The sequence below is a fragment of the Streptomyces cyslabdanicus genome (assembly GCF_052663305.1).
The window spans coordinates 25,367-49,781 of sequence record NZ_JBQRUW010000058.1 but is presented as its reverse complement, the minus strand read 5'-3'; the positions used below and the strand labels follow the sequence as shown (position 1 = coordinate 49,781).

Annotated in this window: 23 protein-coding genes and 1 pseudogene; 11 read left to right on the top strand and 13 right to left on the bottom strand. The window is 74.0% G+C overall.

Features of this window, described 5'->3' with window-relative positions; translation table 11 throughout:
- The first annotated feature begins 138 nt into the window (after window positions 1-138).
- The 5 genes and pseudogenes from ACTYVM_RS31055 to ACTYVM_RS31035 all read left to right on the top strand — a co-directional run bounded on the left by ACTYVM_RS31055 (window position 139) and on the right by ACTYVM_RS31035 (window position 5,737).
- Window positions 139-774 (top strand): hypothetical protein, encoded by a 636-nt coding sequence (locus ACTYVM_RS31055; RefSeq protein WP_445529160.1) that lies wholly within the window; start codon window positions 139-141, stop codon window positions 772-774.
- Window positions 765-1,517 (top strand): ABC transporter ATP-binding protein, encoded by a 753-nt coding sequence (locus tag ACTYVM_RS31050; RefSeq protein ID WP_445529159.1) that lies wholly within the window; start codon window positions 765-767, stop codon window positions 1,515-1,517. The genes ACTYVM_RS31055 and ACTYVM_RS31050 overlap by 10 nt, the downstream gene beginning before the upstream one ends.
- Window positions 1,518-1,761: 244 nt before the next feature.
- Window positions 1,762-2,334, top strand: a pseudogene (locus ACTYVM_RS31045) (ABC transporter ATP-binding protein); the annotation flags it as partial.
- A complete protein-coding gene (locus ACTYVM_RS31040) occupies window positions 2,331-4,973 on the top strand; it encodes an FtsX-like permease family protein (RefSeq protein WP_445529158.1) in 2,643 nt (880 codons plus the stop codon). The pseudogene ACTYVM_RS31045 and the gene ACTYVM_RS31040, both read left to right, overlap by 4 nt.
- A 29-nt stretch (window positions 4,974-5,002) precedes the next feature.
- Entirely contained in the window at window positions 5,003-5,737 is a 735-nt protein-coding gene (locus ACTYVM_RS31035; RefSeq protein ID WP_445529157.1) for a response regulator transcription factor, read from the top strand.
- Window positions 5,738-5,767: 30 nt separating this feature from the next.
- Here the strand turns inward: ACTYVM_RS31035 and ACTYVM_RS31030 are convergent, their stop codons facing one another.
- Entirely contained in the window at window positions 5,768-6,715 is a 948-nt protein-coding gene (locus ACTYVM_RS31030; protein WP_445529156.1) for a lysylphosphatidylglycerol synthase domain-containing protein, read from the bottom strand.
- Window positions 6,712-8,208: a hypothetical protein gene (locus ACTYVM_RS31025; protein ID WP_445529155.1), complete on the bottom strand. Its 1,497-nt coding sequence runs from the start codon at window positions 8,206-8,208 to the stop codon at window positions 6,712-6,714. The genes ACTYVM_RS31030 and ACTYVM_RS31025 overlap by 4 nt, the downstream gene beginning before the upstream one ends.
- 176 nt (window positions 8,209-8,384) lie before the next feature.
- Between ACTYVM_RS31025 and ACTYVM_RS31020 the strand changes: the two genes are divergently transcribed.
- Both ACTYVM_RS31020 and ACTYVM_RS31015 read left to right on the top strand, forming a co-directional pair.
- Complete coding sequence (locus ACTYVM_RS31020) at window positions 8,385-8,768, top strand: BlaI/MecI/CopY family transcriptional regulator (RefSeq protein WP_400028621.1); 384 nt, start codon at window positions 8,385-8,387, stop codon at window positions 8,766-8,768.
- Entirely contained in the window at window positions 8,765-9,658 is an 894-nt protein-coding gene (locus ACTYVM_RS31015) for a M56 family metallopeptidase (protein ID WP_445529154.1), read from the top strand. Before ACTYVM_RS31020 ends, ACTYVM_RS31015 begins: the two co-directional genes overlap by 4 nt.
- 47 nt (window positions 9,659-9,705) lie before the next feature.
- Here the strand turns inward: ACTYVM_RS31015 and ACTYVM_RS31010 are convergent, their stop codons facing one another.
- Together ACTYVM_RS31010 and ACTYVM_RS31005 are read right to left on the bottom strand one after the other, a co-directional pair.
- Entirely contained in the window at window positions 9,706-12,048 is a 2,343-nt protein-coding gene (locus ACTYVM_RS31010) for a glycoside hydrolase family 65 protein (protein WP_445529153.1), read from the bottom strand.
- The gene (locus ACTYVM_RS31005; RefSeq protein WP_445529152.1) at window positions 12,045-12,797 is read right to left on the bottom strand and encodes an HAD family hydrolase; all 753 of its coding nucleotides are present in this window, start codon (window positions 12,795-12,797) and stop codon (window positions 12,045-12,047) included. The genes ACTYVM_RS31010 and ACTYVM_RS31005 overlap by 4 nt, the downstream gene beginning before the upstream one ends.
- Window positions 12,798-12,939: 142 nt before the next feature.
- Between ACTYVM_RS31005 and ACTYVM_RS31000 the strand changes: the two genes are divergently transcribed.
- A complete protein-coding gene (locus ACTYVM_RS31000) occupies window positions 12,940-13,599 on the top strand; it encodes a nucleoside/nucleotide kinase family protein (protein WP_445529151.1) in 660 nt (219 codons plus the stop codon).
- 53 nt (window positions 13,600-13,652) lie between these two features.
- On the opposite strand, the gene ACTYVM_RS30995 is transcribed toward ACTYVM_RS31000, so the two are convergent.
- The gene (locus tag ACTYVM_RS30995) at window positions 13,653-14,486 is read right to left on the bottom strand and encodes an ATP-grasp domain-containing protein (protein WP_445529150.1); all 834 of its coding nucleotides are present in this window, start codon (window positions 14,484-14,486) and stop codon (window positions 13,653-13,655) included.
- Window positions 14,487-14,666: 180 nt separating this feature from the next.
- Between ACTYVM_RS30995 and ACTYVM_RS30990 the strand changes: the two genes are divergently transcribed.
- Both ACTYVM_RS30990 and ACTYVM_RS30985 read left to right on the top strand, forming a co-directional pair.
- The gene (locus ACTYVM_RS30990) at window positions 14,667-15,431 is read left to right on the top strand and encodes a TetR family transcriptional regulator (protein WP_445529149.1); all 765 of its coding nucleotides are present in this window, start codon (window positions 14,667-14,669) and stop codon (window positions 15,429-15,431) included.
- Window positions 15,432-15,575: 144 nt separating this feature from the next.
- Window positions 15,576-15,989, top strand: coding sequence for a Zn-ribbon domain-containing OB-fold protein (locus ACTYVM_RS30985; protein ID WP_445529148.1), 414 nt, complete (start codon window positions 15,576-15,578; stop codon window positions 15,987-15,989).
- 49 nt (window positions 15,990-16,038) lie between these two features.
- On the opposite strand, the gene ACTYVM_RS30980 is transcribed toward ACTYVM_RS30985, so the two are convergent.
- Complete coding sequence (locus tag ACTYVM_RS30980) at window positions 16,039-17,301, bottom strand: glycosyltransferase 87 family protein (protein WP_445529147.1); 1,263 nt, start codon at window positions 17,299-17,301, stop codon at window positions 16,039-16,041.
- A gap of 122 nt (window positions 17,302-17,423) precedes the next feature.
- Window positions 17,424-17,804, bottom strand: a complete 381-nt coding sequence (locus tag ACTYVM_RS30975; protein ID WP_445529146.1) for a PPOX class F420-dependent oxidoreductase — start codon at window positions 17,802-17,804, stop codon at window positions 17,424-17,426.
- A 232-nt stretch (window positions 17,805-18,036) separates the two neighbouring features.
- Here ACTYVM_RS30975 and ACTYVM_RS30970 point away from each other — a divergent pair, with 232 nt between their 5' ends.
- Window positions 18,037-19,416 (top strand): S1 family peptidase, encoded by a 1,380-nt coding sequence (locus ACTYVM_RS30970; RefSeq protein WP_445529145.1) that lies wholly within the window; start codon window positions 18,037-18,039, stop codon window positions 19,414-19,416.
- A gap of 59 nt (window positions 19,417-19,475) precedes the next feature.
- On the opposite strand, the gene ACTYVM_RS30965 is transcribed toward ACTYVM_RS30970, so the two are convergent.
- From ACTYVM_RS30965 to ACTYVM_RS30940, 6 genes are all read right to left on the bottom strand, one after another.
- Window positions 19,476-19,661, bottom strand: coding sequence for a hypothetical protein (locus tag ACTYVM_RS30965; protein ID WP_445529144.1), 186 nt, complete (start codon window positions 19,659-19,661; stop codon window positions 19,476-19,478).
- Window positions 19,662-19,767: 106 nt separating this feature from the next.
- Entirely contained in the window at window positions 19,768-20,463 is a 696-nt protein-coding gene (locus tag ACTYVM_RS30960) for a L,D-transpeptidase family protein (RefSeq protein WP_445529143.1), read from the bottom strand.
- A gap of 137 nt (window positions 20,464-20,600) precedes the next feature.
- Window positions 20,601-21,407 (bottom strand): SDR family NAD(P)-dependent oxidoreductase, encoded by an 807-nt coding sequence (locus ACTYVM_RS30955; RefSeq protein ID WP_445529142.1) that lies wholly within the window; start codon window positions 21,405-21,407, stop codon window positions 20,601-20,603.
- Between the two features lie 143 nt (window positions 21,408-21,550).
- Window positions 21,551-22,465 carry an SDR family oxidoreductase gene (locus ACTYVM_RS30950; protein ID WP_445529141.1) on the bottom strand — a complete coding sequence of 305 codons (915 nt, stop codon included), beginning with the start codon at window positions 22,463-22,465 and terminating at the stop codon, window positions 21,551-21,553.
- Window positions 22,466-22,645: 180 nt separating this feature from the next.
- Complete coding sequence (locus tag ACTYVM_RS30945) at window positions 22,646-23,275, bottom strand: MBL fold metallo-hydrolase (protein ID WP_445529140.1); 630 nt, start codon at window positions 23,273-23,275, stop codon at window positions 22,646-22,648.
- Window positions 23,275-24,360, bottom strand: coding sequence for an S-(hydroxymethyl)mycothiol dehydrogenase (locus tag ACTYVM_RS30940; RefSeq protein WP_445529139.1), 1,086 nt, complete (start codon window positions 24,358-24,360; stop codon window positions 23,275-23,277). The genes ACTYVM_RS30945 and ACTYVM_RS30940 overlap by 1 nt, the downstream gene beginning before the upstream one ends.
- Window positions 24,361-24,415 lie beyond the last annotated feature (55 nt).

Below are 24,415 nucleotides of genomic sequence, written 5' to 3'. Positions count from 1 at the left end.
CTCGCCACGCTTTTGCCGTCGTCTAACCCTCGCCGGACGGGACGTTAACCGGGCCGCTCCTAGCGTCGGTGCCACGACCGTCCGGTTCCGAGGACGGTTCCGAGGACGGCCCGAGGACGGGCCCGGGAGGGCAGTGGCATGACACGTGCACGCGGCATCGTCGTCGTCTCCTTCGCGCTGGTCGCGGCGGTGACGACGGCCGGGTGCTCTTCGGGGTCCGGGGCGGGACCGGGGGCTACGGGCGCGCGGTCGTCCGCCCCGGCGCAGGGCTCCGCGGGCGGCGGCACGGCCGCGCCCGCTCCCACCGAGTCCAATCCGCCCGGGGACATCCCCGACAACCAGGCCTTCGTCGCCTACCAGGGCTCCGGGTTCACGGTGAAGGTGCCGGAGGGGTGGGCTCGTACGACCCAGGGCACCACGACGGTCTTCACGGACAAGCTGAACACCGTTCAGATCACGGCGGTGAACACGGCCGGTGCGCCCACGGTCGGCTCGGTCACCGACACGGTGATCCCCGAGTTGCGCAGGCACGTGCCGCATTTCGCGCATCCCAAGGTCATGTCGGTCACCCGGAAGGGCGGACAGGCGGTGCTGCTGACGTACCAGGGCGACTCCGCGCCGAACCCGGTGACCGGCAAGGTCGTACGGGACGGGTTCGAGCGGTACGCCTTCCACCGGCAGGGCCACGAGGTCGACCTCACGCTCTCGGGGCCGGTCAACGCGGACAACGTCGACCCGTGGCGCATCGTCAGCGACTCCTTCGCATGGCGGTGAACGAGATGCCCGCCACCTGTTCCGCCGATGCGCTGTCGGCGCGCGAGCTGTACCGGTTCTTCAGGGCCGGTGACGAGGAGACGCTGGCACTGCGCGGGGTCTCCCTGCGGGTGCGGCGCGGCGAGACGGTCGCCGTGGTCGGGCCGTCGGGCGCGGGCAAGTCGACCCTGCTGGCGTGCCTGGCCGGGCTGGACGAGCCGTCGGGCGGCGAGGTGCGGGTGGACGGGGTGCGTGTCAGCCACCGGCCCGAGACCGAGCGGGCCCGGCTGCGGGCCCGGCACATCGGCGTCCTGCTGCAGAACCGCAATCTGCTGCCGCACCTGAGTGCGCGGGACAACGTGCGCCTGGCGCAGCGCGCGGTGCGCGGCTGGCCCGCCGTGCCGGCGGCCGAGCTGCTCGACCGGGTGGGCCTTGCCGGACGGGCGCACGCACTTCCTCGGCAGCTGTCGGGCGGTGAGCTGGCGAGGGCCGGGCTGGCCGTCGCGCTGGCCAACTCCCCCGCCGTGCTGCTCGCCGACGAACCGACCGGCGAACTCGACGGCGGCACCGAGGGGATGATCCTCGACCTGCTGCGCGAGCGCGCCGCCGACGGCTGCGCGGTGCTGGTCGTGACGCACAGCTCCGAGGCCGTACGCATCGCCGACCGGGTGATCACGCTGGACGACGGCCGCGTCCGCGACGCCGACCGTCCGGCCGACCGACTGGCCGACCGACTGGAGGAGGCCCACCATGCCGCCGGCTGAGACACCCGCCCAGCCCCGGGACACAACCCCGGCACCCGCGCACCGGGCCACGCCCGCAGGCGAACCCGCCGCACCTCCGGATCAGGCACCCGCCGGACGACGGGACCGGACCCCGGCACCCGGGCACCGGGGCGCGCAGGCAAGGAGGCCCGCCATGTCGGCCGAGGACGTGCTCGTGGAGTGCCGGCAGGCGGCCCTGACGTTCGGGCAGGGGGCGGGCGCGGTCGTGGCGGTGCACGGGGCGAGCCTGACGGTCCGGCCCGGGGAGCGGCTCGCCGTCGTGGGGCCCTCGGGGTCGGGCAAGTCCTCGCTGCTGCACCTGCTGGCCGGCCTGGAGCAGCCCACCAGCGGCACCGTCACCTGGCCGGGCCTGGCCGGGCCGGGTGACATCGGCCTCGTGTTCCAGGGGGACAGTCTGATCCCGGCGCTCGACGTGCTGGAGAACACCGCGCTGCCGCTGGTGCTCGCCGGGCGCTCCGAGGACGAGGCCCGCGGTGCGGCACGGGAGGCACTGGACCTGGTGGACGCCGGTGACCTGGCCGGCCGGCTGCCGGAGGAGATCTCCGGCGGGCAGTCCCAGCGCGTCGCCGCGGCCCGGGTCCTCGCCCGGTCCCCGCGGTTGGTGCTCGCCGACGAGCCCACGGGCCGCCTCGACCACGTCACCGGGGGCCGCGTCCTGGACGCCCTGCTCACCGCGGCCGACCGTACCGGCGCCGCCCTCGTCGTCACCACCCACGACCCCGCCGTCGCCGACCGGCTCGCCACGCGCCGGATCATGCGGGACGGCCGGCTGCTCGCCGCCGAGGAGGCGTCATGATCGCTTCATGGACGGGTGGACTGGCCCGTCACCGTGCCGGCCGGCTCGTCGCCGCGGCGGCCGGGATCGCGCTGGCCGTCGCCCTGATCGCCGCGCTCGGCTCGTTCCTCACCGCGTCCAAGGCAACGATGACCCAGCGCGCCGTGCGCTCGGTCGCCGTGGACTGGCAGGTCGAGGTGCAGCCCGGCACCGGTCCCGACTCGGTGCTGCCCCTGGTGCGTTCGGCACCCGGTGTGCGGGCCGCCGTACCGGTCGGCTTCGCGCACAGCACCGGCTTCACCGCCCTGGTGCAGGGCAGTACGCAGACCACAGGGCCGGGCATGGTGCTCGGCCTGCCCGACGGCTACCGGGGCACGTTCCCGGGCGGGATCCGCACCCTCAGCGGCAAGGGCACCGGGGTGCTGCTGGCCCAGCAGACGGCGTCCAACCTCCATGTGGCGCCCGGGGACACGGTCACCGTCCGGCTGCCCGGCACCGGGCCGCGCCAGGTCAGGGTCGACGGGGTCGTCGACCTGCCGCAGGCCGACTCGCTGTTCCAGCGCGTGGGCGCACCGAGCCAGTCGCAGCCGACGGCACCCCCGGACAACGTGCTGCTGCTGCCCGCGTCGTCCTTCGCGCAGCTCACCCGGGGCGCCTCGAACGTCACCACGCAGATCCACGTGGCCCGTGACGCGCAACTGCCCTCCGACCCCGCGTCGGCGTTCACCGCCGTGACGCGAGCCGCGCACAACCTGGAGGCGGGGTCGGCGGGCGGCGCCGTCGTCGGGGACAACCTCGGCGCCGCGCTCGACTCCGCCCGCCAGGACGCCCTCTACGCGCAGTTGCTGTTCCTGTTCCTGGGCGTGCCCGGCGCGGTCCTGGCCGCCGCGCTGACCGCCGCGGTCGCCTCCGCGGGCGGCCAACGGCGCCGGCAGGAGCAGGCGCTGCTGCGACTGCGCGGCCTGAGGCCACGTCAGATCGCCGCCCTGGCCGGCCTGGAGGCCGCGCTGGTGGGTCTCACCGGTGGGCTCCTCGGCCTGGGGTCCGCCGCGCTGACGGGCCGGCTGGCCTTCGGCACGGCCTCCTTCGGCGCGGGCGCCGGCACCTGGGGGGCCTGGTACGGGGTCGCCTTCGCGCTCGGCGCCGCCGTGGCCGCGGGCGCGGTCCTCGTCCCCGCGCTGCGGGACCTGCGCGCGGTGACGGTCGCCGACTCCCGCAGGTCCGGGCGGGCCACCGGCTCGCCGTGGTGGATGCGGTGCGGTCTGGACGTGATGCTGCTGATCGGCGCGTGGCTGGTGTTCCGCGCCTCGTCCGGCAACCAGTACGCGCTGGTCCTGGCCCCGGAAGGGGTGCCGAGCATCTCGGTGTCGTACTGGGCGTTCCTCGGCCCCGCGCTGCTGTGGATCGGCGCGGCGCTGCTGGTGTGGCGGCTGACGCTGCTCGCGCTGCGGCACGGCCGGCCCGTCCTCGCGCGGCTGTCGCGTCCGCTGACGGCGACACTGGCCGGCACGACCGCGGCCGTGCTGTCCCGCCGTCGCCGCCCGCTGGCCCGTTCGGTGGTGCTGCTGGCGCTCGCGGTGTCGTTCGCCGTGTCCACCGCCGTGTTCAACTCCACCTACCAGCAGCAGGCGGAGGTGGACGCGCAGCTGACCAACGGCGCCGACGTCACGGTCACCGAGCCGCCGGGCGCCCACGTCCCGCCGGGCGCGGGAACTGCGCTGCAGGTGTCGGGCGTGCGCCATGTCGAGCCGCTCCAGCACCGGTTCGCCTACGTCGGCTCCGATCTGCAGGACCTTTACGGGGTGCGGCCGGACACGATCGCCCGGGCGACCTCGCTGCAGGACGCCTACTTCTCCGGCGGCACCGCCGCGCAGCTCATGCGGCGTCTGGCCCAGCGACCCGACAACCTGCTGGTCAGCGCCGAGACGGTGAGCGACTTCCAGCTCTCCCTGGGCGACACCGTCAATCTGCGCATCCAGGACGCGCGCACCAAGGCGCTGCGCACGGTGCCGTTCCACTACGCCGGCATCGTCAAGGAGTTCCCGACCGCGCCGAAGGACAGCTTCTTCGTCGCCAACGCCTCCTACATCGCCAGTGCGACCGGCAGCGACACGGTCGGCGCCTTCCTGGTCGACACCGGCGGCAGCCATCACAAGGACGTCGCGGCGCGGCTGCGGCACCGACTGGGCACGAGCGCCACGGTCACCGACCTGACCCAGACCCGCGGCACGGTCGGCACCAGTCTGACCTCCGTCGACCTGGCCGGACTGACCAGGATCGAGCTGGTGTTCGCGGTGCTGCTGGCCGCCGGGGCGGGCGGTCTGGTCCTGGCGCTGGGGCTCGCCGAACGGCGCCGCACCTTCGCCGTCGCCACCGTCCTGGGCGCCACCCGACGGCGGCTGCGGGGCATGGTCCTCACCGAGGCGGTCCTGCTGGCGGTCGCGGGCCTGGCCGCGGGCGCGCTCATCGGCTGGGTGCTCTCCGAGATGCTGGTGAAGGTCCTCACGGGCGTCTTCGACCCGCCGCCGTCCGCCCTGGCGGTGCCCGGCGGCTATCTGGCGCTGACCGCGCTGACGGCCGTGGCGGCGGTGCTGGCCGCGGCCCTCAACGGGGTCCGGCGAGCCGGACGGCCCGCCGTCGAGGAGCTCCGGGACCTGTGACCCGGCCGCAGGCCTCTACGCTTCCAGGCATGCGCACGCCCCCCGCCCCGGACTCCGGCCGCTTCCGTGTCCTCGTCGTCGAGGACGACGACATCATCGGCCGTCATCTGGAGACCGGACTGCGCAGCAACGGCTACGCGCCCGTCTGGTCCCGCACCGGGGCGGGCGCGCTCGCCGAGGCCGCGCGGCGCCCCTGTGACGTGCTGCTGCTCGATCTGGGGCTGCCGGACATGGACGGGCTCGACGTCGCCCGTGCCCTGCGGGCCCGCTCCCCCGAGCTGCTGATCGTCGTCCTGACGGCCCGTACGGACGACATCGACGTGATCGCGGGGCTGGACGCAGGCGCCGACGACTACCTGGTCAAGCCGTTCAGCCTGACGGTCCTGCTGGCCCGGCTGCGCGCGCATCTGCGGCGCCGGGCCGGCGTTTCGCCGCCGCGGGAGCCGGTGCGGCTCGGCGATCTCGTCGTCGACGTCACGGCCCGCCGGGTCGGCGTCGCCGGTGAGGAAGTCACGCTGCGGCCCAAGGAGTTCGAGCTGCTCGCCGTGCTGGTGCGGCACGTGGGCGAGGCCGTGCCCCGGGAGACGCTGATGTCCGAGGTGTGGGACGAGAACTGGTTCGGCTCGACGAAGACGCTCGACGTCACCATGGCGAGCCTGCGCCGTCGCCTGGCCGACGCGGCGGACGCCTCCGCGCCTCCCCCGCGGCTGCCGCGGATCACCACCCTGCGCGGGCACGGCTACCGCCTGGAGGCGGATCTGTAGGTCCGTGCCGGTCCGCCGCAGGGCGGCGTCTCACACCGCCCTGCGGCGGATCAGTACGCCCAGGACCAGCAGGCCGGGAACGAGGGGCAGCCAGACCGTCAGCAGCCGGTAGCCGAGGACGACGGAGGCTGCCGCGGAGGCCGGGGCCCCGGTGGCGGTGAGGGCGAAGGCGAGTGCGCCGTCCAGGGAGCCGAGTCCGCCGGGGGTGGGCAGCAGGGCCGCGGCGCTGCTCGCGGCGAGGTAGAGCAGGGCCACACGGGCCGGGGACAGGGGCATTTCGACGGCCTGGGCGACGGCGATCAGCACACAGGAGTGGGCCGCGGCGAAGGCGAACGAGCCGCCCCACAGGGCGGCGGCCCGGTGCGGCCGGGTGTGCACGGCCCGGATGTCGGCCAGCACCTCCGTCACGGCGTGCCGGCACCGGGACCGCAGCGGGCCGCGCAGCAGCACCGCCACCAGCACGGCGGCGCCGAGGACGACGGCGACGGCCGTGCCGGGGACGTGCGGGGCCCGCAGGACGCCCGGGCAGGCCGCGGCGAGCGGGGCGATCAGGGCGGCGCGGGCGACTACGCCCGCGGTTGCCTTGACCGCGAGCGCGCTCGCCGAGCGGCCCGCGGGCAGCCCGCACCGCATCAGGAACCGGAGGCTGACCGCGCCCGCCCCGAGACCGGCGGGCAGTACGTGGTTGGCGGCGCCGGCGGCGAACTGCGCGGCCACGAGCCGCCCGCCGGGCAGCGGCTCGGCCACCGCGCCCTGCTGGGCGAGCGCCGAGCAGGCCCAGGTGGCGAGCGTGGCCGCAGCGGCCGCCAGCAGCCATCCCCGGTCGGCGGCGGCGAGCTTCCCGGCGCCGGTGGCGAGCAGCGGCCAGTGGCTCCGGACGAGGTACACGGCGCACAGCAGGACGGCCAGCACGGCGCCGGTGTGCCACCAGGCCCGTCGGCGCAGCGTGGTGGCGCCGGTGAGGAGCTGGGTGGTCATGGGCCGGTGTCCGTCCGCGCCTGCGGCGCGACGTACAGGCGCAGGTCTCCGAAGCGGTGCGAGGGCCAGGTGCGGGCGTACGCGGGTGGGGTGCCGTCGGCGGTGGTGAGGGCGGCGACCGGCAGGCGCCGTGCGGCCCGTTCGATGGCCCCGGGAGTGCTGTTGGCGTTGGGACCCGAGACCGCGGCGGAGCCGCAGCCCGTGTAGAAGGCGATCGGGATGGCCGCCTCACCGGTGAGCAGGCAGGGCGGGCGCACCCCGAGGCGGTGCAGCGCGGCGGCGGTGCCGGACCAGGCGCGGTGGTCGACGGTGGTGCGGTGGACGGTCTGGGCGAGGACGTCGTACTGCACGGCCAGGTGCCCGGCGAGGCCGAGGGCGGCCAGGGACAGGGCGAGGGGCCGCCAGCTGCCGTTCGGCGTCCTGACGAGCTGGAGGAGGGCGTCGGCGGCCGGGATCGCGAGCAGGGCGTAGGCGGGCAGCAGGAAGCGGGGCGCCGCGTATCCGATCATGAAGAGGTACGGGAAGGCGGCCGTGGCCGCGCAGGTCACCGCGACCAGCGTGGGCGGGGTGCGCCGGGCGCGCACGGCGAGGGCGAGGCCCAGGAGGGCGAGCAGCGGCAGGACGTACCACCAGGCCGTGACCGCCGGGTTCGGCTGCGCGCCGGTGCACGGTCGGCACAGGGCCCGCCCGCCCAGGCTGCGCAGTTGGTCGGCCACCGCGAGGTGCCAGCCCAGGCCGCCCTGAATGGCGGAGCCGTCGGACAGCCGCTGGAACAGGCCACCGTAGGCGACGTACGCCTCGATCACCCATTCGGCGGCCCCGGCGACCAGTCCGGCGAGCAGCACGGCGAGCGGCTTCCAGTGCCGCTCCAGCAGGACGAGGGCGAGCAGGGGCAGGGCCACCCAGACGGCGTCCATGGGGCGCATCAACGCCATGAGGGCGGCGCCGCCGGCCAGGCCCCACAGTGCGGCGCGGTCCCGCCGGTCGGCCCGGACCCGCAGGCAGCAGCCCGCGCAGACGAGGGCGCCGATGGCGACCCAGTAGTTGGGCATGGCCTGCGGACCGTAGAACAGCGTCACCCACAGGGACGCGAACAGGGCGCCGGCCAGGGCCAGGACACCGGGGCGGAAGGCATGCCGCCACACGCGCAGGGCCAGGTAGAGGGCGACCCCGGAGAGCAGCGCGAGGTAGACGCGCAGCAGCACGGTGGACGACGACCAGGAGGCCACCGGCGCGACGAGCAGCGGGACGCCTCGGGCGCGCGGGGCGCTGAAGTAGGCGGCCGGCGCGTGCCCGCTGACCTGGCTGACATAGACGGACTCGTCCCAGCCGAGGCCCATGCCGGGGCGGACGAGGAGGAGTTGGACGAGGGTGAAGGCGGCGGCCACGGCTCCGACGAGGACGTCGCCGCGGACCAGGCGGACGCGGTCGGAGCCAGATCTCGGTCCCGCTCTCCGCGTCCCGGCGACTACGGCGTGCGTACTGTCGGTCATCTCCACCCCTCGCCCCTACGCACTGTAGGGTTTCTGAGTCCCGCATTCTGCTCGACCGATGCAGGAGCCAGGTAAGACTTCAGAGAAAACAGGGTCAAATTACCCCGCGCCGGGCCGCACGCCGGACGGGACACCGCCGGACGCCCCAAACCCCTACGCGCTGTAAGGTTGAGGGCATGGCTGGCAGAGGGCCTCAGGGCAGGGTGGAACGGCGCAGTTCGGGCGAGTTGGAGAGCGAGGTCCTCGCGGCCCTGTGGTCCACGGACCGCCCGCTCAGCCCTGCCGAGATCCAGCTGGAGATCGGCGGCGGCCTGGCCTACAACACCGTGCACACCATCCTCAAGCGCCTGTACGACAAGGGCCTGGTGCTGCGCGACGTGGACGGCCGCCGGGGTGCCTACCGGCCCGCCAAGAACGCGGCGGAGCTGACCGCCCAGGCGATGCACGACGCCCTGGACCGCGGCCCCGATCCGATCGCCGCCCTCCAGCAGTTCGTGACCGGGCTGAGCCCGGAGGAAGAGCGGGCCCTGCGCGAGCTGCTCACCGGAGGAGCCGCGTGACGGTGGACGTCTACATCCCGCTGGCACTGTCCGCGCTGCTCGCCGCGATCAGCCCCGCGGTCGGCCGGCGGGTGGCCCCCGCCCTGGCCGCGCGCGTGCTGACCGCCGCCGCCGTGGTGACGGCCGCCGCCACCGTGTGGTCCCTCGTCCTGCTGGCCGTCACCCTCCTCGACGACGCGCCGCCGGTCGTCGCCGAGGCCCGGGAGGCCGGGCACCGACTCCCGGACCCGGTGCCCGAGGCGATCGGGATCGCCGCGTGCCCGGCCCTCGTCCTGATCGCCCACCGGCTGTGGCGGGCCGTCCGCGCCGAGTACGCCACGCGCCGCGCGCTGCGCCGGCTGTGCGAGGGGCAGCCCCAGAACACCGAACTCATCGTCGCCGCCTCCCCCGTGCCGCGGGCGTTCGCCATCCCCGGCTCACCGGGCCGGATCCTGGTCACCGCGGCGCTGCTCGGCGCGCTGGAGCCGGTCGAGCGCCGAGTGCTGCTCACCCATGAACGCGCCCATCTGACGCACCGGCACGCGCTGCTGGTGACCGCGGCCACGCTGGCCTGCGCGGCCAACCCGCTGCTCGGGCCGGTCCGCGACCAGGTGGCCTTCCTCGTCGAACGCTGGGCGGACGAGCGGGCCGCCGCGGCGGTCGGCGACCGCACCACCACCGCCCGCGCGCTCGCCCGCGCGGCACTCACCGCCGGGCGGGCAAAGCCGTCGGGCGCGCCGGGCTTCTCCGACCGCGCCGTCACCCGCCGTATCGCGGCCCTCCAGGCCGCCCCGCCGCCGCATCTGCGCTCCGTCGCGGCGGCCGTCCTCGCCCTCGGCGCGCTGCCCGCCCTGGGCGCCGCCGACGCCACGGGCGACCTGCTGCGCCTGGTGGCGCACGTTCTCCCGTAGATCGACGGCGTCCCGTACGAGGGCCCGTGCGAGGGGTGCCCACCGGGTCAGCGGGCATTGGGCTTGCGGTGCGGGGGCTGTTCCGGGGCCGGCAGGTGCTGCGGCGGCGGGACCGGGCGGGCCGTTGCGGTGCCCGGGCGGAGCGTGACCGGGGCGCCGTGGTGACGGATCGTCATGGTCGGCCCGTCCATCAGCGAGTAGGTGGCGCTCTGCTGGGTGACCTCCACGCGCAGCCGTCGGCCGCGGAACTGCAGGGTGAAGGCGAGGCGGCTGAACCTCTCCGGCAGCCGCGGCAGGAACCACAGCTCCTCACCGGCCCGGCGGGTGCCGCCGAACCCGACCACCAGCGCCTGCCAGGTACCGGCCAGGGAGGCGATGTGCAGCCCGTCGCGGGTGTTGTGCTCCAGGTCCTCCAGATCCATGAGGGCGGCCTCGGCCGCGTAGTCGTAGGCCAGGCGCAGATGGCCGGCCTGGGCGGCGATGACGGCCTGCACACAGGCCGACAGTGAGGAGTCGCGCACGGTCAGCGGCTCGTAGTAGGCGAAGTTGCGGGCGATGTGCTCCTCGTCGAACTCGCTGCTGCAGGTGTACATCGCCAGCACCAGGTCGGCCTGCTTGATCACCTGCTTGCGGTACAGGTCGAAGTAGGGGAAGTGCAGCAGCAGCGGGTACTGGTCGGCCCGGGTGCCGGCGAAGTCCCAGCGCTGGTAGCGGGTGAAACCCGCGTGCTGCTCGTGCACGCCCAGTTCGGCGTTGTATGGGATGTTCATCGACTCGGCCGCGTCCCGCCAGGTGGCGCTCTCCTCGTCGTCGGCGCCGAGCCGCTCCGCCGCCTTCGGATGGCGTTCGACGACGTCGGCCGCGGCCAGCAGGTTCGCCCGGGCCATCAGGTTGGTGTACGTGTTGTCGTCGGCGATCGCGCTGTACTCGTCGGGGCCGGTGACGCCGTCGATGTGGAAGGTGCCGTGGTGGTCGTGGTGGCCCAGCGAGCGCCACAGCCGGGCCGTCTCCACGAGCAGTTCGACTCCGGTGTCACGTTCGAAGTCCTCGTCGCCCGTCGACGCGACGTAGCGCACCACGGCGTGCGCGATGGCGGCGTTCACGTGGAAGGCGGCGGTACCCGCGGGCCAGTACGCCGACCCCTCCTGGCCCTCAATGGTCCGCCAGGGGAACGCGGCGCCGCGCAGGCCCAGTTGGGCGGCGCGCTCCCGGGCGGCGGGCAGGGTGCTCTGCCGCCAGCGCAGCGCCTCGGTCACGGCGTCGGGCGCGGTGTAGGTCAGCACGGGGAGCACGAACATCTCGGTGTCCCAGAAGGCGTGCCCGTCGTAACCGGAGCCGGTCAGCCCCTTGGCCGCGATCGCGCGCTCCTCGGCGCGGGCGCCGGCCTGGAGGACGTGGAAGAGGGCAAAGCGGACGGCCTGCTGGATCTCCTCGTCACCGTCCACCTCGACGTCGGCACAGGACCAGAAGTCGTCGAGGTACGCCCGCTGTTCGTCGAGCAGGCCGGTCCAGCCGCCGTGCGCGGTGACCGCCAGGGCCGCGTCGACCTGGTCACTCATCGCCGGCAGGGAACGGGCGCCGGACCAGCCGTGCGCGACGAACTTCTCCACCCGCAGCCGCTGTCCCGGTTCGAGGATGGAGGCGACCGTCAGCCGGGCCAGGTGGGGGTGGCTCTCACTGTCGATCGTGGTGTGCTCGGGACCGGAGACGACGTGGTCGGCGGCCACGGCCACCCGCAGGCCGCTGTGCCGGGTGCAGTGGACCAGCCGCAGCCGTTTGCCGGAGGCGAAGTCGTCCTCCGGCTCCAGCGGGGACTCCAGGGCCATCGCCGCCCGGGGGTCGCCGTCGGACTGGGGCATCTGCTCGTTGGCCACCAGCTCCGACTGGATGACCACGCGGGCCTGGGAGTCGACGGGCTCCACCTCGTAGGCGACCGCGGCGATCGACCGCTGGGTCAGGGAGACCAGCCGGGTGGAGCGCACCCGGATCCTCGTACCGGCGGGGGAGATCCACTCGCAGGTCCGCTCCATCACCCCGCGGCGCAGGTCGACGGTGCGCTCGTGGGAGACCAGCCGGCCGTAGCGCAGGTCGAACGGCTCGTCGTCGACGAGCAGCCGCAGCACCTTGCCGTTGGTGATGTTGATGAGCGTCTGGCCCGACTCGGGGTAGCCGTAGCCGGCCTCCGCGTACGGCAGCGGGTGCACCTCGTACACACCGTTGAGGTAGGAGCCGGGCAGTCCGTGCGGTTCGCCCTCGTCGAGGTTGCCGCGCCAGCCGACGTGCCCGTTGGACAGTGCGAAGACGGACTCGCTCTGGGCGAGGACGTCGAGGCTGAGTTCCGTCTCGCGCACGGACCACGGCTCGACGGCGTACGAACGGTGGGTGATCACGCGGCTCCTCCTCCCGCGCCGAGAAGTTCGGCGAGGTCCTTGACGACCACGTCGGCGCCGTGCGCGTAGAGCGCGTCGCGCTGGCCCACGCGGTCGACGCCGACGACGTATCCGAAGCGGCCCGAGCGGCCCGCTTCCATGCCGGCCAGCGCGTCCTCGAAGACGGCGGCCCGCCCGGCGTCGACCCCCAGGTCGCGGGCGGCGGCCAGGAAGGTGTCGGGGTGGGGCTTGCCGGGCAGTGCGCGTTCGCGGGCGACCACCCCGTCGATGCGGACGTCGAAGAGGTGTTCGGCCTCGATGGAGTGCAGGACGTCCCGGGTGTTGGCGCTGGAGGAGACGATCGCGGTCCGCAGGCCCTCGGCCCGGACGGCCCCGATGTAGCGCAGGGTGCCCTCGTACGCCTCCACGCCTTCGGTACGGATCTTCTCCAGGAGGAGTTCGTTCTTGCGGTTGCCGACGCCGTTGACCGTCCGCGCGCCCGGCGGATCGTCGGGGTTTCCCTCGGGCAGTTCGATGCCGCGGGAGGCGAGGAAGGTGCGCACCCCGTCGGCGCGGGGGCGGCCGTCGACGTACTCGTCGTAGTCGGCGGCCTGGTCGAAGGGCCGGAACCCGTCCCCCTCCCGCTCACGCAGGAAGGCGTCGAACGTCTCCTTCCACGCGGCCGCGTGCACCACGGCCGTCTTGGTGACCACCCCGTCGAGGTCGAAGAGGCAGACGGTGATGTCTTCGGGCAGACCGAGCTGTGTCATACAGGCACCTTTCCCCGCATCGCGGCTTTGACAAGGTGTCGGGTGCCACATACGGCCGATGCCATCCGCTCGCCGTAGCCGTCAGGTCCCTCCCGGCGGCTCCGTGGTCCGTCCTCACCGACCGGGTGACACACTGTGCCGTGTGCTGACGGCCTTCGACGACCTCCTCGCCCGTGCCCGGGCCCTGCCCCGTGCCGGACACCGGGCGGTCCTCGGTGTCGCGGGCAGCCCCGGCGCGGGCAAGTCGACCCTGGCCGCGCACCTGGTGCGGGCGCTCAACGGGGACGGGGAGCCATGGGCGGCGCACGTCCCGATGGACGGCTTCCACCTCGCCGACGCCGAACTCGACCGGCTCGGCCGCCAAGGCCGCAAGGGCGCGCCGGACACGTTCGACGCGGCGGGGTACGCGGCGCTGCTGCGCCGGCTGCGCGAGGAGACGGACGAGACGGTGTACGCGCCCGGGTTCGACCGCGTCCTGGAGCAGCCCCTCGCGGGCGCCATCCCGGTTCCGCCGTCGGCCCGGCTGGTGGTGACGGAGGGCAACTACCTGCTGCTGGACACCGGCCCCTGGGCGCGGGTGCGGTCCCGCCTCGACGAGGTGTGGTTCTGCGAACTCGACGAGCCGGAGCGGGTACGCCGCCTGGTCGCCCGCCACGAGGAGTTCGGCAAGTCGCACCGGGAGGCGGTGGCCTGGGTCCTGGGCACCGACCAGCGCAACGCGGACCTGGTCGCGGCGACCCGGGGTCGCGCGGATCTGATCGTGCCGAGGTCGGCCCTGCCGCCCGCGCCGCACGCGGCCTGACCGCGCCGGGCGGGGCGCGGTGGGAGGTCCGCAGGGCGGAGCCGGCGGCCGGCTCACCCGGTGACGGCGAGAAAGCGGCGCAGGGAGGACTTCAGCGCGGCGACGAAGGCGTCCCGGCGCGTGTCGTCGACGGCGTCCAGGGACAGGTACGGGTTGAGGTCCTCCAGTTCGACCAGCAGCAGTTCGCCGCTCGGGGCACGGCAGGCGTCGACCCGCTGGACGCCGTGGGCGAGGGTGTTCCACTCGACGAAGCTCCGGGCGAACTCCAGGTCCTCGCGGGAGGGTTCGTAGGGGCGCAGCTCCCAGCGCCGTTCCGGGTCCGGGGCGTACAGGGCGTACTGGATGTCGTGGTCGACGAAGTAGAACGAGACCTCGTAGGCGAAGTCGATGTGCGGCTGGACGAGGACGCTGCCGTCGGCCAGGCCGGGCAGTTCCCCGGCGGGGACGGTGCGCAGGCCTATGGAGTCGGCGCCCAGCTTGGGCTTGACCACGTAGCGGTCGCTCGCGGGCAGACGGCACAGGTCCTCGGGGCGGTCGACGGTGGGGATGACCGGGCGTCCCGCGGCGCTCAGGTCGAGGAGGTACTGCTTGCCGGCCATGTCCGCCCGGCCGGTGAGCGGGTTGTAGACCCGTGTCCCCCGGGCCAGGGCCCGGGCCCGGAAGTCGTCGTAGGCCTCCCGGTACTCCAGGACGGGCCCGCTGTTGCGGACGACGACGGCGTCGAAGGCGTCCATCAGCGCGGCGGCGTCCCGCGGATGGCACAGGGCCAGGTCGAAGTCCTCGCGCAGGCGGGAGGTGAGCCGGATGTCCTCGTCGCCGTAGCGGCGCCCGCGGGCCGGGTACGCCAGGTCGGTGACGTAGAGCAGACGGGAGCGTACGGGCGCCATGGGCGTCTCCTGGGACGTGGTGTCCGATGGGACGGACGGGGAGCGGGGAAAGGCGGGGAACGGTCGAGAAGGTGGGGAAAGGTTACTGCGCGGGCCGTCCGGTGGCTCCCGTTGCACTCGGTTCCCCCACCGGCTGCACCGAGTGCCATCAGGGCCCGTCCGGGTGCTACGTTCCCGGCCATGAGCTCCAGCAGTGCCGCGCCCCGCCGCGGCGAGAAGGCGCGGACGGCGGCCGGGCGGCCGCCCATGCGGGAGGCCCTCGTGGCGGCGGCGTTCCGGCTGTTCCTGGAGCGCGGCTACGAACAGACCACCGTCGACGACATCGTGACGCTCGCCGGGGTCGGACGGCGTTCGTTCTTCCGCTACTTCCCCTCCAAGGAGGACGTGGTCTTCCCCGACCACGAGCGGTACCTCGCCGACATGACGGCCTTCCTCGCCGCCGGCGACGAGGAGGACGAGCCCGTGCGGCGGGTCTGTGACGCGGCCCGGCTCGTCCTGCGGATGTACGCCGAGGACCCGGCATTCTCCGTTCAGCGCTACCGGATCGCCAAGCGGGTACCGGGGCTGCGGGCCCACGAGCTGTCGGTGGTGTGGCGCTACGAGCGCGCCCTCGCCGGGTATCTGCGGGCCCGGTTCGCGGGTCGGCGCGACGGCACGCTGCGGGCGGACGTGATCGCGGCGGCGGTGGTGGCGGCGCACAACAACGCCCTGCGCTCGTGGCTGCGTTCGGACGGACGGGGCGACCCGGCCGCGGCGGTGGACCACGCGCTGAACCATGTGCAGGCCGCCTTCTGCGCCCCGCCCGCCGACGCCCGCGCCCAGCCGCGGCCCGGGGCGGCCCCGGACGACGTGGTCGTCGTGGTCGCGCGGCGCGGCGCGCCTCTGTGGCAGGTGGTGCGGGAGGTCGAGACGGCGTTCGCGGAAGGCCTACCGCCCCCGAGCTGAGGGCAATTGAGGGTACGCAGTGCCTTTACGGGTGACACCCAGTGCCATACGCTGTGGTCGTGCACGGCGGCACGACGACGCGCACGTGCGTGCCCGGGTGCGCGCGCACCCGGGATTCCGGCCGAGCCCAGGGAGTTGACCAGCGTGCACTACCTCTCAGGAAACACCGTTCCTCCGGTGGCCGGCTCCGCGACCGGTCTTCTCGAGCCCGTGGCCCGTGACACGCAGGCCCTGTACTTCCAGCGCTGCACCTGGTGCGGGACGGCCGTGTACCACCGGCTGCTGTGCCCGGTCTGCCGGGGCAGCGACCTGCGCACCGAGCGCAGCACGGGGACGGGCACGGTCCGCCACTCCACGGTGGTGAACCGCAACTCCCCCGCCGCGCGCAATGTGTCGCTGGTCGAGATGCGCGAGGGCTTCGTCGTACGGGGCCGGGTCGCGGGGCCGCCCATCGGCGTCCACGGCGGCGACCGGGTCCGGCTGTCCATGGCGAAGGACCCGGTGCGCGGCGAGCCGGTCTTCCACCTGTTCGACGAGGCGTACGGCGCTTGGAACTGACGGTACGACACTTGGAGCCGACCGTACGGCGCCTGGAGCCGACCGGCCGTCAACCGGCCACGGTCTCCGAGCGATCCCGCTCCGGCGCGCCGGCGCGCGCGCGGACCGGCCGGTCGCACACCCCGCGGCCGAGTGCCACGGCGGCGAGCGTCAGCACGGCGCACAGGGCGTAGACGCAGCCGGGCCAGGCGAGCAGCGGCGGGTAGGGGGCGGGGCGCGCCAGGCGGTCCTCGGCACCGATCAGGAAGGGCACCACTCGGACGACGGCGGCCACGGCCCACAGCGCGAGCGCGACGCGGCCCAGCAGGCGGTGGTGGAGGGGGCCGTGGGCCAGCCAGATCATGGCGGGCAGGCACCAGATCCAGTGGTGGCTCCACGAGACGGGGCTCACCAGCAGCCCGTACAGCTCCACGGCGACCAGGACGCCGAGCGGGTCGTGCCGCCGTACCGCGGAGCGCAGGGCACAGGCCAGTGCCACGGTCAGCACCGCGAGCACGGACCAGAGGACCACGGTGGCGGTGGCGTCCTGGCCGAGCAGTCTGGCGACGGCCCCGCGCAGCGACTGGTTGCGCACCGACCAGACCGGGCCGATCCTGCGGGTGTCCGTGACGAGCGCGGACCAGTAGCGGGCGGACTCGCGCGGGGCGACGCCCCAGGCGAGCGCCGTCGCCAGGGCCGCGGTCGCGACCGCCCACGCGGCTGCCCGCCACTGGCGGGTCGCCAGCAGGTACAGTCCGCCGACGGCCGGGGTCAGCTTCACCGCCGCCGCCAGGCCCACCCCCGCTCCCCTGCCCGGCGCCGCGCGCGGCACGGCCAGGCCCCACAGGACCACAGCGCCCAGCAGCAGGTTGACCTGGCCCTGGTCGAGGGTGTGGCGCACGGGTTCCAGCCACAACCCGGCGGCGGCCCAGAGCAGGGCGCGCCGGCGGTCCGCCCGGCCGCCGGGACGCGGGCCCAGCAGCCGCACCGCGCAGAGGGCGACGACGACCAGGGCGGCCACGGACAGCGTCTGCCAGAGCGCGACCAGCGCCGGCCAGGGAAGTCGCGACAGCGGCAGGAACACCAGGGCGGCGAAGGGCGGGTAGGTGAACGGCAGCCGCGGGATGGGCGGGGTGGTGTGCAGCGCGTAGTCGTACAGGCCTCCGGAGAGGACATGCGGTGCTGCCTCGCGGTAGACGCGCAGGTCCAGCGGTTGCGTCGGATGGGTGACGACGGCGACGACGTGCACCGCCAGGGAGACGGCCAGGCACCAGCCGGCATGGCCGGTGAGCCACTGTCCGATCCCCCGGATCCTGGCCCCGATCCCTTCCACCGCACCAGCCCCGTCGTCTCGCAACGCCCCGGACCCCAGGGCCTCTCGCCTGGATCAGACCGGGCTGATCCAGGCGAAAGACCCTAGCCGAGCGGGTACCGCGTCAGGCGGCTGCCACGCGGTCAGAGGGTCACGCGGATTCCGACGGTTCCTCCGAGGCCGCGGCGCAGCCTGCTGCCCAGCAGGGTGAGGCGCCCGATCAGACCGTACTTGCGGGCGATCAGGCCCCGGTAGCGGGCGGTGGTGGCCGGGTCGCAGATCTCCGCCCGCGCAGCCACCTGTTCCCCGGTCGGGTGCCCGCGCAGGTCGCAGGGGCCGACGAGGACTTCGGCGCGGTTGCGGATCCGCTTGACCTTCCAGGAGTCGGCGGCCGTCCACACCCCGAGCGCGTCGCCGTCGCGCACCACCCAGACCGGGGTGGCGACCGGGGTGCCGTTCCCGCGGTAGCTGGTGACGAGCAGGTACTTCCCCGCCCCGAGCCGCTCCGCCAGAGTGTCGTCCACGCACCGCAGTCTAAGCGGCAGGCGCCTACGTTCACACGTCGCGGCGCCGCACGACGCTGGTCACGCCGCCGCTCCCGGTCCCACGCCGAAGCGGACCAGGACCGCCGGGCAGTCGAGAAGACCGTCCGGGCGCTGAACAGGGCCGTGCCGTGCCACGTATGGGGGAAGGGCGCTCAACGACCGTAGGGCCCCGCGGTGTTTGAGACCGCGTGTTCGGGTTCGGGAGCCATGCATGAGGCACGCACGACGACGGGTCGTCCGGCGGGTGACACGGCTGACGGCCGTCGTGGGACTCCTCCTGGGAGGAGCGATGGTCACGCAGGCGGCGATGGCGAGCGAGCCTCCCGACGCCGCCGCCGCACGCGGCTCCGCGCGGCCGTCCGGCATGTCCGGCGCGTCCGGCGCCGACCTGGTGGCCCGGCTCGGTACCTCGCGCACGGCGGGCAGCTGGATCGGCTCCGACGGGCGCCCCGTGGTCGCCGTGACCGACGAGCGGGCGGCGGCGGAAGTGCGGCGGGCGGGCGCCGGGGCGACGGTCGTGCGGCACAGCATGAACGAGCTGAGGGCGGCCACCGCGGCGCTGCGCGCGGCGCCCCGCGTGGCTGGCACGGCCTGGACGGTGGACTACCGCGCCAACCGGGTCACGGTCGAGGCCGACAGCACGGTGTCCGCCGCCGACTGGGACCGGATGGCCGAGGTCGCCGGCAGGGTCGGCGGTTTCGTGCGCATGGAGCGCGCCGAGGGCGCCTTCACCACCCGTCTCAACGGGGCGCAGCCCATCCGGTCGGTCGGCGGGCGCTGCTCGGCGGGGTTCAACGTGACCGACGGGCGCGGCGACTTCATCCTCACCGCCGGCCACTGCGGGCCCGCCGGTTCCGTCTGGTTCGCCGACGGCCAGGGCGACCGGCGGCTCGGCAGGACGGTCGCCGGTTCCTTCCCCGGCGGCGACTTCTCACTGGTGCGGTACGACTCCGGCAGCGCGGGCCGGGGCGCCGACGTGGTGGCGATCGGGGGCGGCAACGGCGTACGGATCACGGGGGCGGGCGAGCCGGCCGTGGGACAGCGGGTGTTCCGCAGCGGCAGCACGAGCGGGCTGCGCGACGGCGAGGTGACCGGCCTGGACGCGACGGTGAACTATCCCGAGGGCACCGTCACGGGCCTCATCCGGACCACGGTGTGCGCCGAGCCGGGCGACAGCGGCGGTCCGCTGTTCTCCGAAGGCATCGCGCTGGGGGTGACCTCGGGCGGCAGCGGCGACTGCACGACGGGCGGTACGACGTTCTTCCAGCCGGTCACCGAGGCGCTCTCCGCACTGGATGTGCGGCTGATCGTGTCCGACGCGCGGCAGGGCACGGGGCAGAGCGCGAAGCCGTCCGCCCCCGCGACCCACGGCGCCCTCGCGCCCGGCGGGGCCTCCCCCGGCTCCTCGGCGCCGGTGACCGGCGCCGCCGACGGCACCACGCCGCTGTCCCGGCTCTCCGACCCGCGCGCCGTCGGCCCCGGCCTCCTGGTCATGGGCGGCAGCCTGATCGCCCTGGTCGCCACCCGCTGGATCCGTACGGAACGGGACCGCAGGGCCTACCAGAGGTACTACTCGGCGACGTGGAACTGACGGAGGGCGGTGACGGCCTGCCTGTCGGCGGAGGTCGAAGGGCGGAGGTCAGGGCCGCGTCAGGCCGCCTTGGCGGAGTGCGGGGCGGCCGCGGCCCACTCCATCACCAGGCGCTGGTACTCCTCGCGCTGCTCGGTGGTCAGGATCCCTCCCGACCTGCGCCACAGCGCCCGGATCTCCTCGTTGACCTCCGCGGCCGATCGCTCGGAGACGGGTTCAACACTGGTGGACATGCCGTGCAGCATATGCCGCCCGACGTGAAGGCGCCGTGAATAAGTATGACCGATACCGGCATATCGGACCGTGTCGCTCATCACTTGACGCGCTGCCCGCCCTGAAGGACGGCGCCGCTCAGGTCCCGGGCTTGCGGCCGTAGACGTACACGGCGTTGCCCTTCTTCAACAGCGACCAGTACTTCTTGGCGTCCTTCTTCGTCATGTTCACGCAGCCGTGCGAGCCCGGCGGGTTCCACATGCTCAGGCTGACGGAGTGGAACGCCTCGCCGCCGTCGAAGAACTGGCTGTAGGGCATCGGCACGTTGTAGAGCGTGGAGTAGTGGTCGATGTGCCGCCAGTAGATCTTCTTCAGGCCGGTGCGGGTCGCGTACCCCTTGCGTCCGGTGCGCACCGGTACCGGCCCGTAGACGAGTCGGCCGCCGTCCTGGATCCAGCTGAGCTGGAGGGTGAGGTCGACGCAGGCGATACGGCCCTTGTTGACCGGGCACTTGCCGCTCTTGTTGGGCTTCTTGCCCACGGCCTTCTGCTTGTTCATGAGGTCCATCACGCCCCAGGTGACGGGACCCGCGTAGCCGATGTTCGGGGTGATGCCGTGCTTGTTCTGGAAGGCGCGTATGGCCTTGCAGTCGGCGGCCGACTGCCGTCCGTCCACCGGCCGCCCCAGGAACTTCTCCACCTGCTTCTGGTTCGGCCCCGTCTGCGTCGTGCAACTCGCCGCCTGCGCCGGTGCGGTACCGAGCGCGAGTGTGAGCGGCGCCACCAGTCCCGTGACGCCCAGTACGACCGCTCCCCGCCTGCCGATGTCCCTCATGTCGAGCTCTCCCCCTCGGTGCGTTCCGGTGCTTTCCGACACCTAGACCACGGAGGGGGCGCATCGGTTGTGAACCGTCGCATGCCGATACGAAACGGTGACACTCGCCCGGCCGTCGGGGCCGCGGGCGGTTCCACTCAGGTGTCGGCCTCTTCCCGCTCCGCCTGAACGGCCGCGCGGAAGGCGGTGTTGACCGCGGTGAGTCCGCCGTCCACGGTCAGCGTGGTGCCGGTGATCCAGGCCGCGTCGCGGGAGGCGAGGAAGGCCACCGCGGCGGCGATGTCCTCCGGTTCACCGATCCGGCCCAGCGGGTACAGGCTGCGTACCCGGTCGAGTTCGGCCTCCCGTCCCTCCCAGGCCGAGGTGCGGACCGTGCCCGGCACCACCAGGTTGACGCGGACCCCGCGGGCGGCGGCGTGTCCGGCGAGGGGGCGGGTGAGCGAGGCCAGCCCGGCCTTGGCCGCGCTGTAGCCGTGGTTGCCGAAGTCCTGGAGGCCGTTGACCGATCCGATGCTGACGATCGCTCCTCTGCCGCCCGCCGCCAGGTGGGGCAGGGCGGCGCGGCAGCAGCGGTAGGCGCCGGTCAGGGTGACGTCGAGGTCGCGGGCCCACACCGCTTCCGGGTCGTCCTCGAACAGCGGGGTGTCGGGCGTGCAGTGCGCCGCGCAGTTGACCAGGACGTCGAGGGACCCGAAGGTCCGGACGGCCAGCTCCACGGCCGCCGGGACCGCGTCCCGGTCCGCGACGTCCAACGCGTGCGCCCGCGCGGTGAGTCCGCGCTCGCGCAGCGCCGTCGCCGTCTGCTCCGCCACGTCCCCGTCCACGTCGGTGACCAGGACCCCGGCCCCCTCCTCGGCCAGCCTGAGCGCGGTGGCCGCGCCGATGCCCCGGCCCGCGCCGGTGATGAGAACCCCGTGTCCGTGGAAGCGCCCGCCGTCCGTCATGCGCCGAACCTACTGCCACGAAGGGCCTCTTGGGCAGCAGCGCGCGGTACGACCTCGCCCTCCCGCGGCACCCTCACGGCTCCCCCGCGCCCCTCGGCACGGTGGCCTGCGGACCAGGAGGAGCGGCGGCCCGGCGGTTGCGGTCAGCGGTACCCGGTCGGGTCGGCCGGCCGGCCCGCGTCCTGGACCTCGACGAGGTAGCGCCAGGCGTCGGGACGGCTGCCGTCCAGGTCGGTGAAGCCGTAGACCCGGGCGAGGCCGCCGCTGGAGAGGGAGCGGCCGTTCCAGCGGGCCGCCTTCGGGTCCGCGGCCAGGGCGGCGACGGCGCGGCCCACGAAGCGCGGGGTCTCGGAAATGGCGAAGTGCGGGACGCGGTCCAGGGCTTCGCGCCAGTTGTCCTCGCGGACCCCGAAGTGGTCGAGCATCAGCTCCGAGCGCATCCAGCCGGGAGTGAGGGCCACCGCGGTGGCGCCGCGCGGGCCGAGTTCGTGGCCGAGCGCGAAGGCCATCCGCAGGACGGACGCCTTGGCGAGGTCGTAGAAGAAGTTGACGCGGTAGGTGTCCCGGTTGTACTCGGCGGTGCCGTCGGTCATCTCCACCACCAGGCCGCCGGGGTGGCGCAGCAGCAGCGGCAGGGCGTGGTGGCTGGTGATCGCGTGCGTCTGCACCGCGAGCCGGAGCAGCCGCAGTCCGTCGTCGAGGTCGTGCTCCCACACCGGGGTGTCCCACGCGAAGAGGTGCTCGGCGCCCCAGATGTCGTTGACGAGGACGTCGAGACGGTCCTGCTCGCGCGCGATGCGGTCCACGAGGGCGCGGACCTGGTCCGGCTCCAGGTGGTCGGCCGGTACGGCGATGCCGTGGCCGCCCGCCTCGGTGACCAGGTCCGCGGTGTCCTCGATGGTCTCGGGGCGGTCGTACTCCGAGCGGCGGGCGCGGGTGGTGCGCCCGGTGACGTAGACGGTGGCACCGGCGGCGCCGAGTTCCACCGCGATTCCCCGGCCCGCTCCCCGCGTCGCCCCCGCGACCAGCGCGACCTTGCCTTCCAGTGGGCCCGGCATGTCCGACCTCCCGATGCGTCCTGTGTCGTTGCCGCCATCAAGAATGCCGGGGAAACCGGACACCTTCTGTCGCCATTTTCGGGCGCGGGAGGCGGAGAGACGGAACGGGCCGCACGAGTGCCTCTCGGTCTCGTGCGGCCCGCCCTCCGGGTCGTCGGCTCCCGGTCCGGTCGTGCTCCGTCAGTGCCCGCGGGCGATCCACTCCTGAAGGTGCGGGGCCTCGGCGCCGATGGTGGTCGGGGCGCCGTGCCCGGTGAGGACCTTCGTCTCGGGCGGCAGCGTCAGCAGGCGGTCGCGGATCGAGTCGATGATCGTCGGGAAGTGGGAGTAGGAACGGCCGGTGGCGCCGGGGCCGCCCTGGAAGAGCGTGTCGCCGGTGAAGACCACGCCGAGTCCGGGGTCGTACAGGCAGACCGCTCCCGGGGCGTGGCCGGGCGTGTGCAGGACCTTCAGGTCGGCGCCGGCCGCCTCGATGACCTGGCCGTCGACCAGGTGCTCGTCGGGATCCCGGTTCGGGTGGGTCATCTTCCACAGCGGCAGGTCGTCGGCGTGCAGCCAGATCGTCGCGCCGGTGAGGTCGGCGAGCGCCGGGGCCGCGTCGATGTGGTCGTTGTGGGCGTGGGTGCACACGATGGCGGTCAGCCGGCGGTCGCCGACCGCCGCGGCGATGGCCTCGGCGTCATGGGCGGCGTCGATGACGACGGCCTCATGGTCGTCGCCGACGATCCACACGTTGTTGTCGACGTCCCAGGTTCCGCCGTCGAGCGTGAACTGCCCGGAGGTGACGAGGCGTTCGATACGGGCGGCCATCAGAGCACCACCACCGAGCGCAGCACGTCGCCGTGGTGCATCCGCTCGAACGCCTTCTCCACCTCGTCCAGTTGGATGGTATCGGTGACGAACTTGTCCAGCGGCAGGCGCCCTTGCAGATGCAGGTCGATGAGCATCGGGAAGTCCCGGGAGGGCAGGCAGTCGCCGTACCAGCTCGACTTCAGCGCCCCGCCGCGTCCGAAGACGTCCAGCAGCGGCAGGTCCAGCTTCATCTCCGGGGTCGGCACGCCGACCAGGACGACCGTGCCGGCCAGGTCGCGGGCGTAGAAGGCCTGCTGGTACGTCTCGGGGCGGCCGACCGCGTCGATGACGACGTCGGCACCGAAGCCGCCGGTCAGCTCACGGATGGCCTCGACGGCGTCGTTCTCCTTGGAGTTGACCGTGTGCGTGGCGCCCATGGTGCGGGCGGTCTCCAGCTTGCGGTCGTCGATGTCGACGGCGATGACCTTCGCCGCGCCCGCCAGGTAGGCCCCGGCGATCGCCGCGTCGCCGACGCCGCCGCAGCCGATGACGGCGACGGAGTCGCCGCGGCCGACGTTGCCGGTGTTGATGGCCGCGCCGATGCCGGCCATCACGCCGCAGCCCAGCAGCCCGGCCACCGCCGGGGAGACCGACGGGTCGACCTTGGTGCACTGACCGGCCGCCACCAGGGTCTTCTCGGCGAAGGCGCCGATCCCGAGCGCCGGGGAGAGTTCGGTGCCGTCGGTCAGGGTCATCCGCTGACGGGCGTTGTGGGTGTCGAAGCAGTACCAGGGCCGCCCGCGCAGGCAGGCGCGGCACTTGCCGCACACGGCCCGCCAGTTGAGGATCACGAAGTCGCCGGGCGCGACGTCGGTGACGTCCTCGCCGACCGACTCCACGACGCCCGCGGCCTCGTGGCCGAGCAGGAACGGGAACTCGTCGTTGATTCCGCCCTGCTTGTAGTGCAGGTCGGTGTGGCAGACGCCGCAGGCCTGGATCCGCACGACGGCCTCTCCCGGCCCGGGGTCCGGCACGACGATCGTCTCGACCCGCACCGGTTCGTTCTTTCCGGGTGCGATCACGCCGCGCACTTCCTGCGCCATGGTGGTGGTCCCTTCCGTCGAGCGATGTACGTCCCCCGACCCTACGTCCGACTGA

Excerpts from the sequence above, each read along its gene's own strand:
- ACTYVM_RS31035 (WP_445529157.1), top strand. The coding sequence starts at position 5,003 with ATGCGCACGCCCCCCGCCCCGGACTCCGGCCGCTTCCGTGTCCTCGTC.
- ACTYVM_RS30955 (WP_445529142.1), bottom strand. The coding sequence starts at position 21,407 with ATGACGGACGGCGGGCGCTTCCACGGACACGGGGTTCTCATCACCGGC.
- ACTYVM_RS31055 (WP_445529160.1), top strand. The coding sequence starts at position 139 with ATGACACGTGCACGCGGCATCGTCGTCGTCTCCTTCGCGCTGGTCGCG.
- ACTYVM_RS31025 (WP_445529155.1), bottom strand. The coding sequence starts at position 8,208 with ATGACCGACAGTACGCACGCCGTAGTCGCCGGGACGCGGAGAGCGGGA.
- ACTYVM_RS30950 (WP_445529141.1), bottom strand. The coding sequence starts at position 22,465 with ATGCCGGGCCCACTGGAAGGCAAGGTCGCGCTGGTCGCGGGGGCGACG.
- ACTYVM_RS30970 (WP_445529145.1), top strand. The coding sequence starts at position 18,037 with ATGAGGCACGCACGACGACGGGTCGTCCGGCGGGTGACACGGCTGACG.
- ACTYVM_RS31030 (WP_445529156.1), bottom strand. The coding sequence starts at position 6,715 with ATGACCACCCAGCTCCTCACCGGCGCCACCACGCTGCGCCGACGGGCC.
- ACTYVM_RS30990 (WP_445529149.1), top strand. The coding sequence starts at position 14,667 with ATGAGCTCCAGCAGTGCCGCGCCCCGCCGCGGCGAGAAGGCGCGGACG.
- ACTYVM_RS30995 (WP_445529150.1), bottom strand. The coding sequence starts at position 14,486 with ATGGCGCCCGTACGCTCCCGTCTGCTCTACGTCACCGACCTGGCGTAC.
- ACTYVM_RS30945 (WP_445529140.1), bottom strand. The coding sequence starts at position 23,275 with ATGGCCGCCCGTATCGAACGCCTCGTCACCTCCGGGCAGTTCACGCTC.
- ACTYVM_RS30965 (WP_445529144.1), bottom strand. The coding sequence starts at position 19,661 with ATGCTGCACGGCATGTCCACCAGTGTTGAACCCGTCTCCGAGCGATCG.
- ACTYVM_RS31020 (WP_400028621.1), top strand. The coding sequence starts at position 8,385 with ATGGCTGGCAGAGGGCCTCAGGGCAGGGTGGAACGGCGCAGTTCGGGC.
- ACTYVM_RS31005 (WP_445529152.1), bottom strand. The coding sequence starts at position 12,797 with ATGACACAGCTCGGTCTGCCCGAAGACATCACCGTCTGCCTCTTCGAC.
- ACTYVM_RS30960 (WP_445529143.1), bottom strand. The coding sequence starts at position 20,463 with ATGAGGGACATCGGCAGGCGGGGAGCGGTCGTACTGGGCGTCACGGGA.
- ACTYVM_RS30940 (WP_445529139.1), bottom strand. The coding sequence starts at position 24,360 with ATGGCGCAGGAAGTGCGCGGCGTGATCGCACCCGGAAAGAACGAACCG.
- ACTYVM_RS31050 (WP_445529159.1), top strand. The coding sequence starts at position 765 with ATGGCGGTGAACGAGATGCCCGCCACCTGTTCCGCCGATGCGCTGTCG.
- ACTYVM_RS31040 (WP_445529158.1), top strand. The coding sequence starts at position 2,331 with ATGATCGCTTCATGGACGGGTGGACTGGCCCGTCACCGTGCCGGCCGG.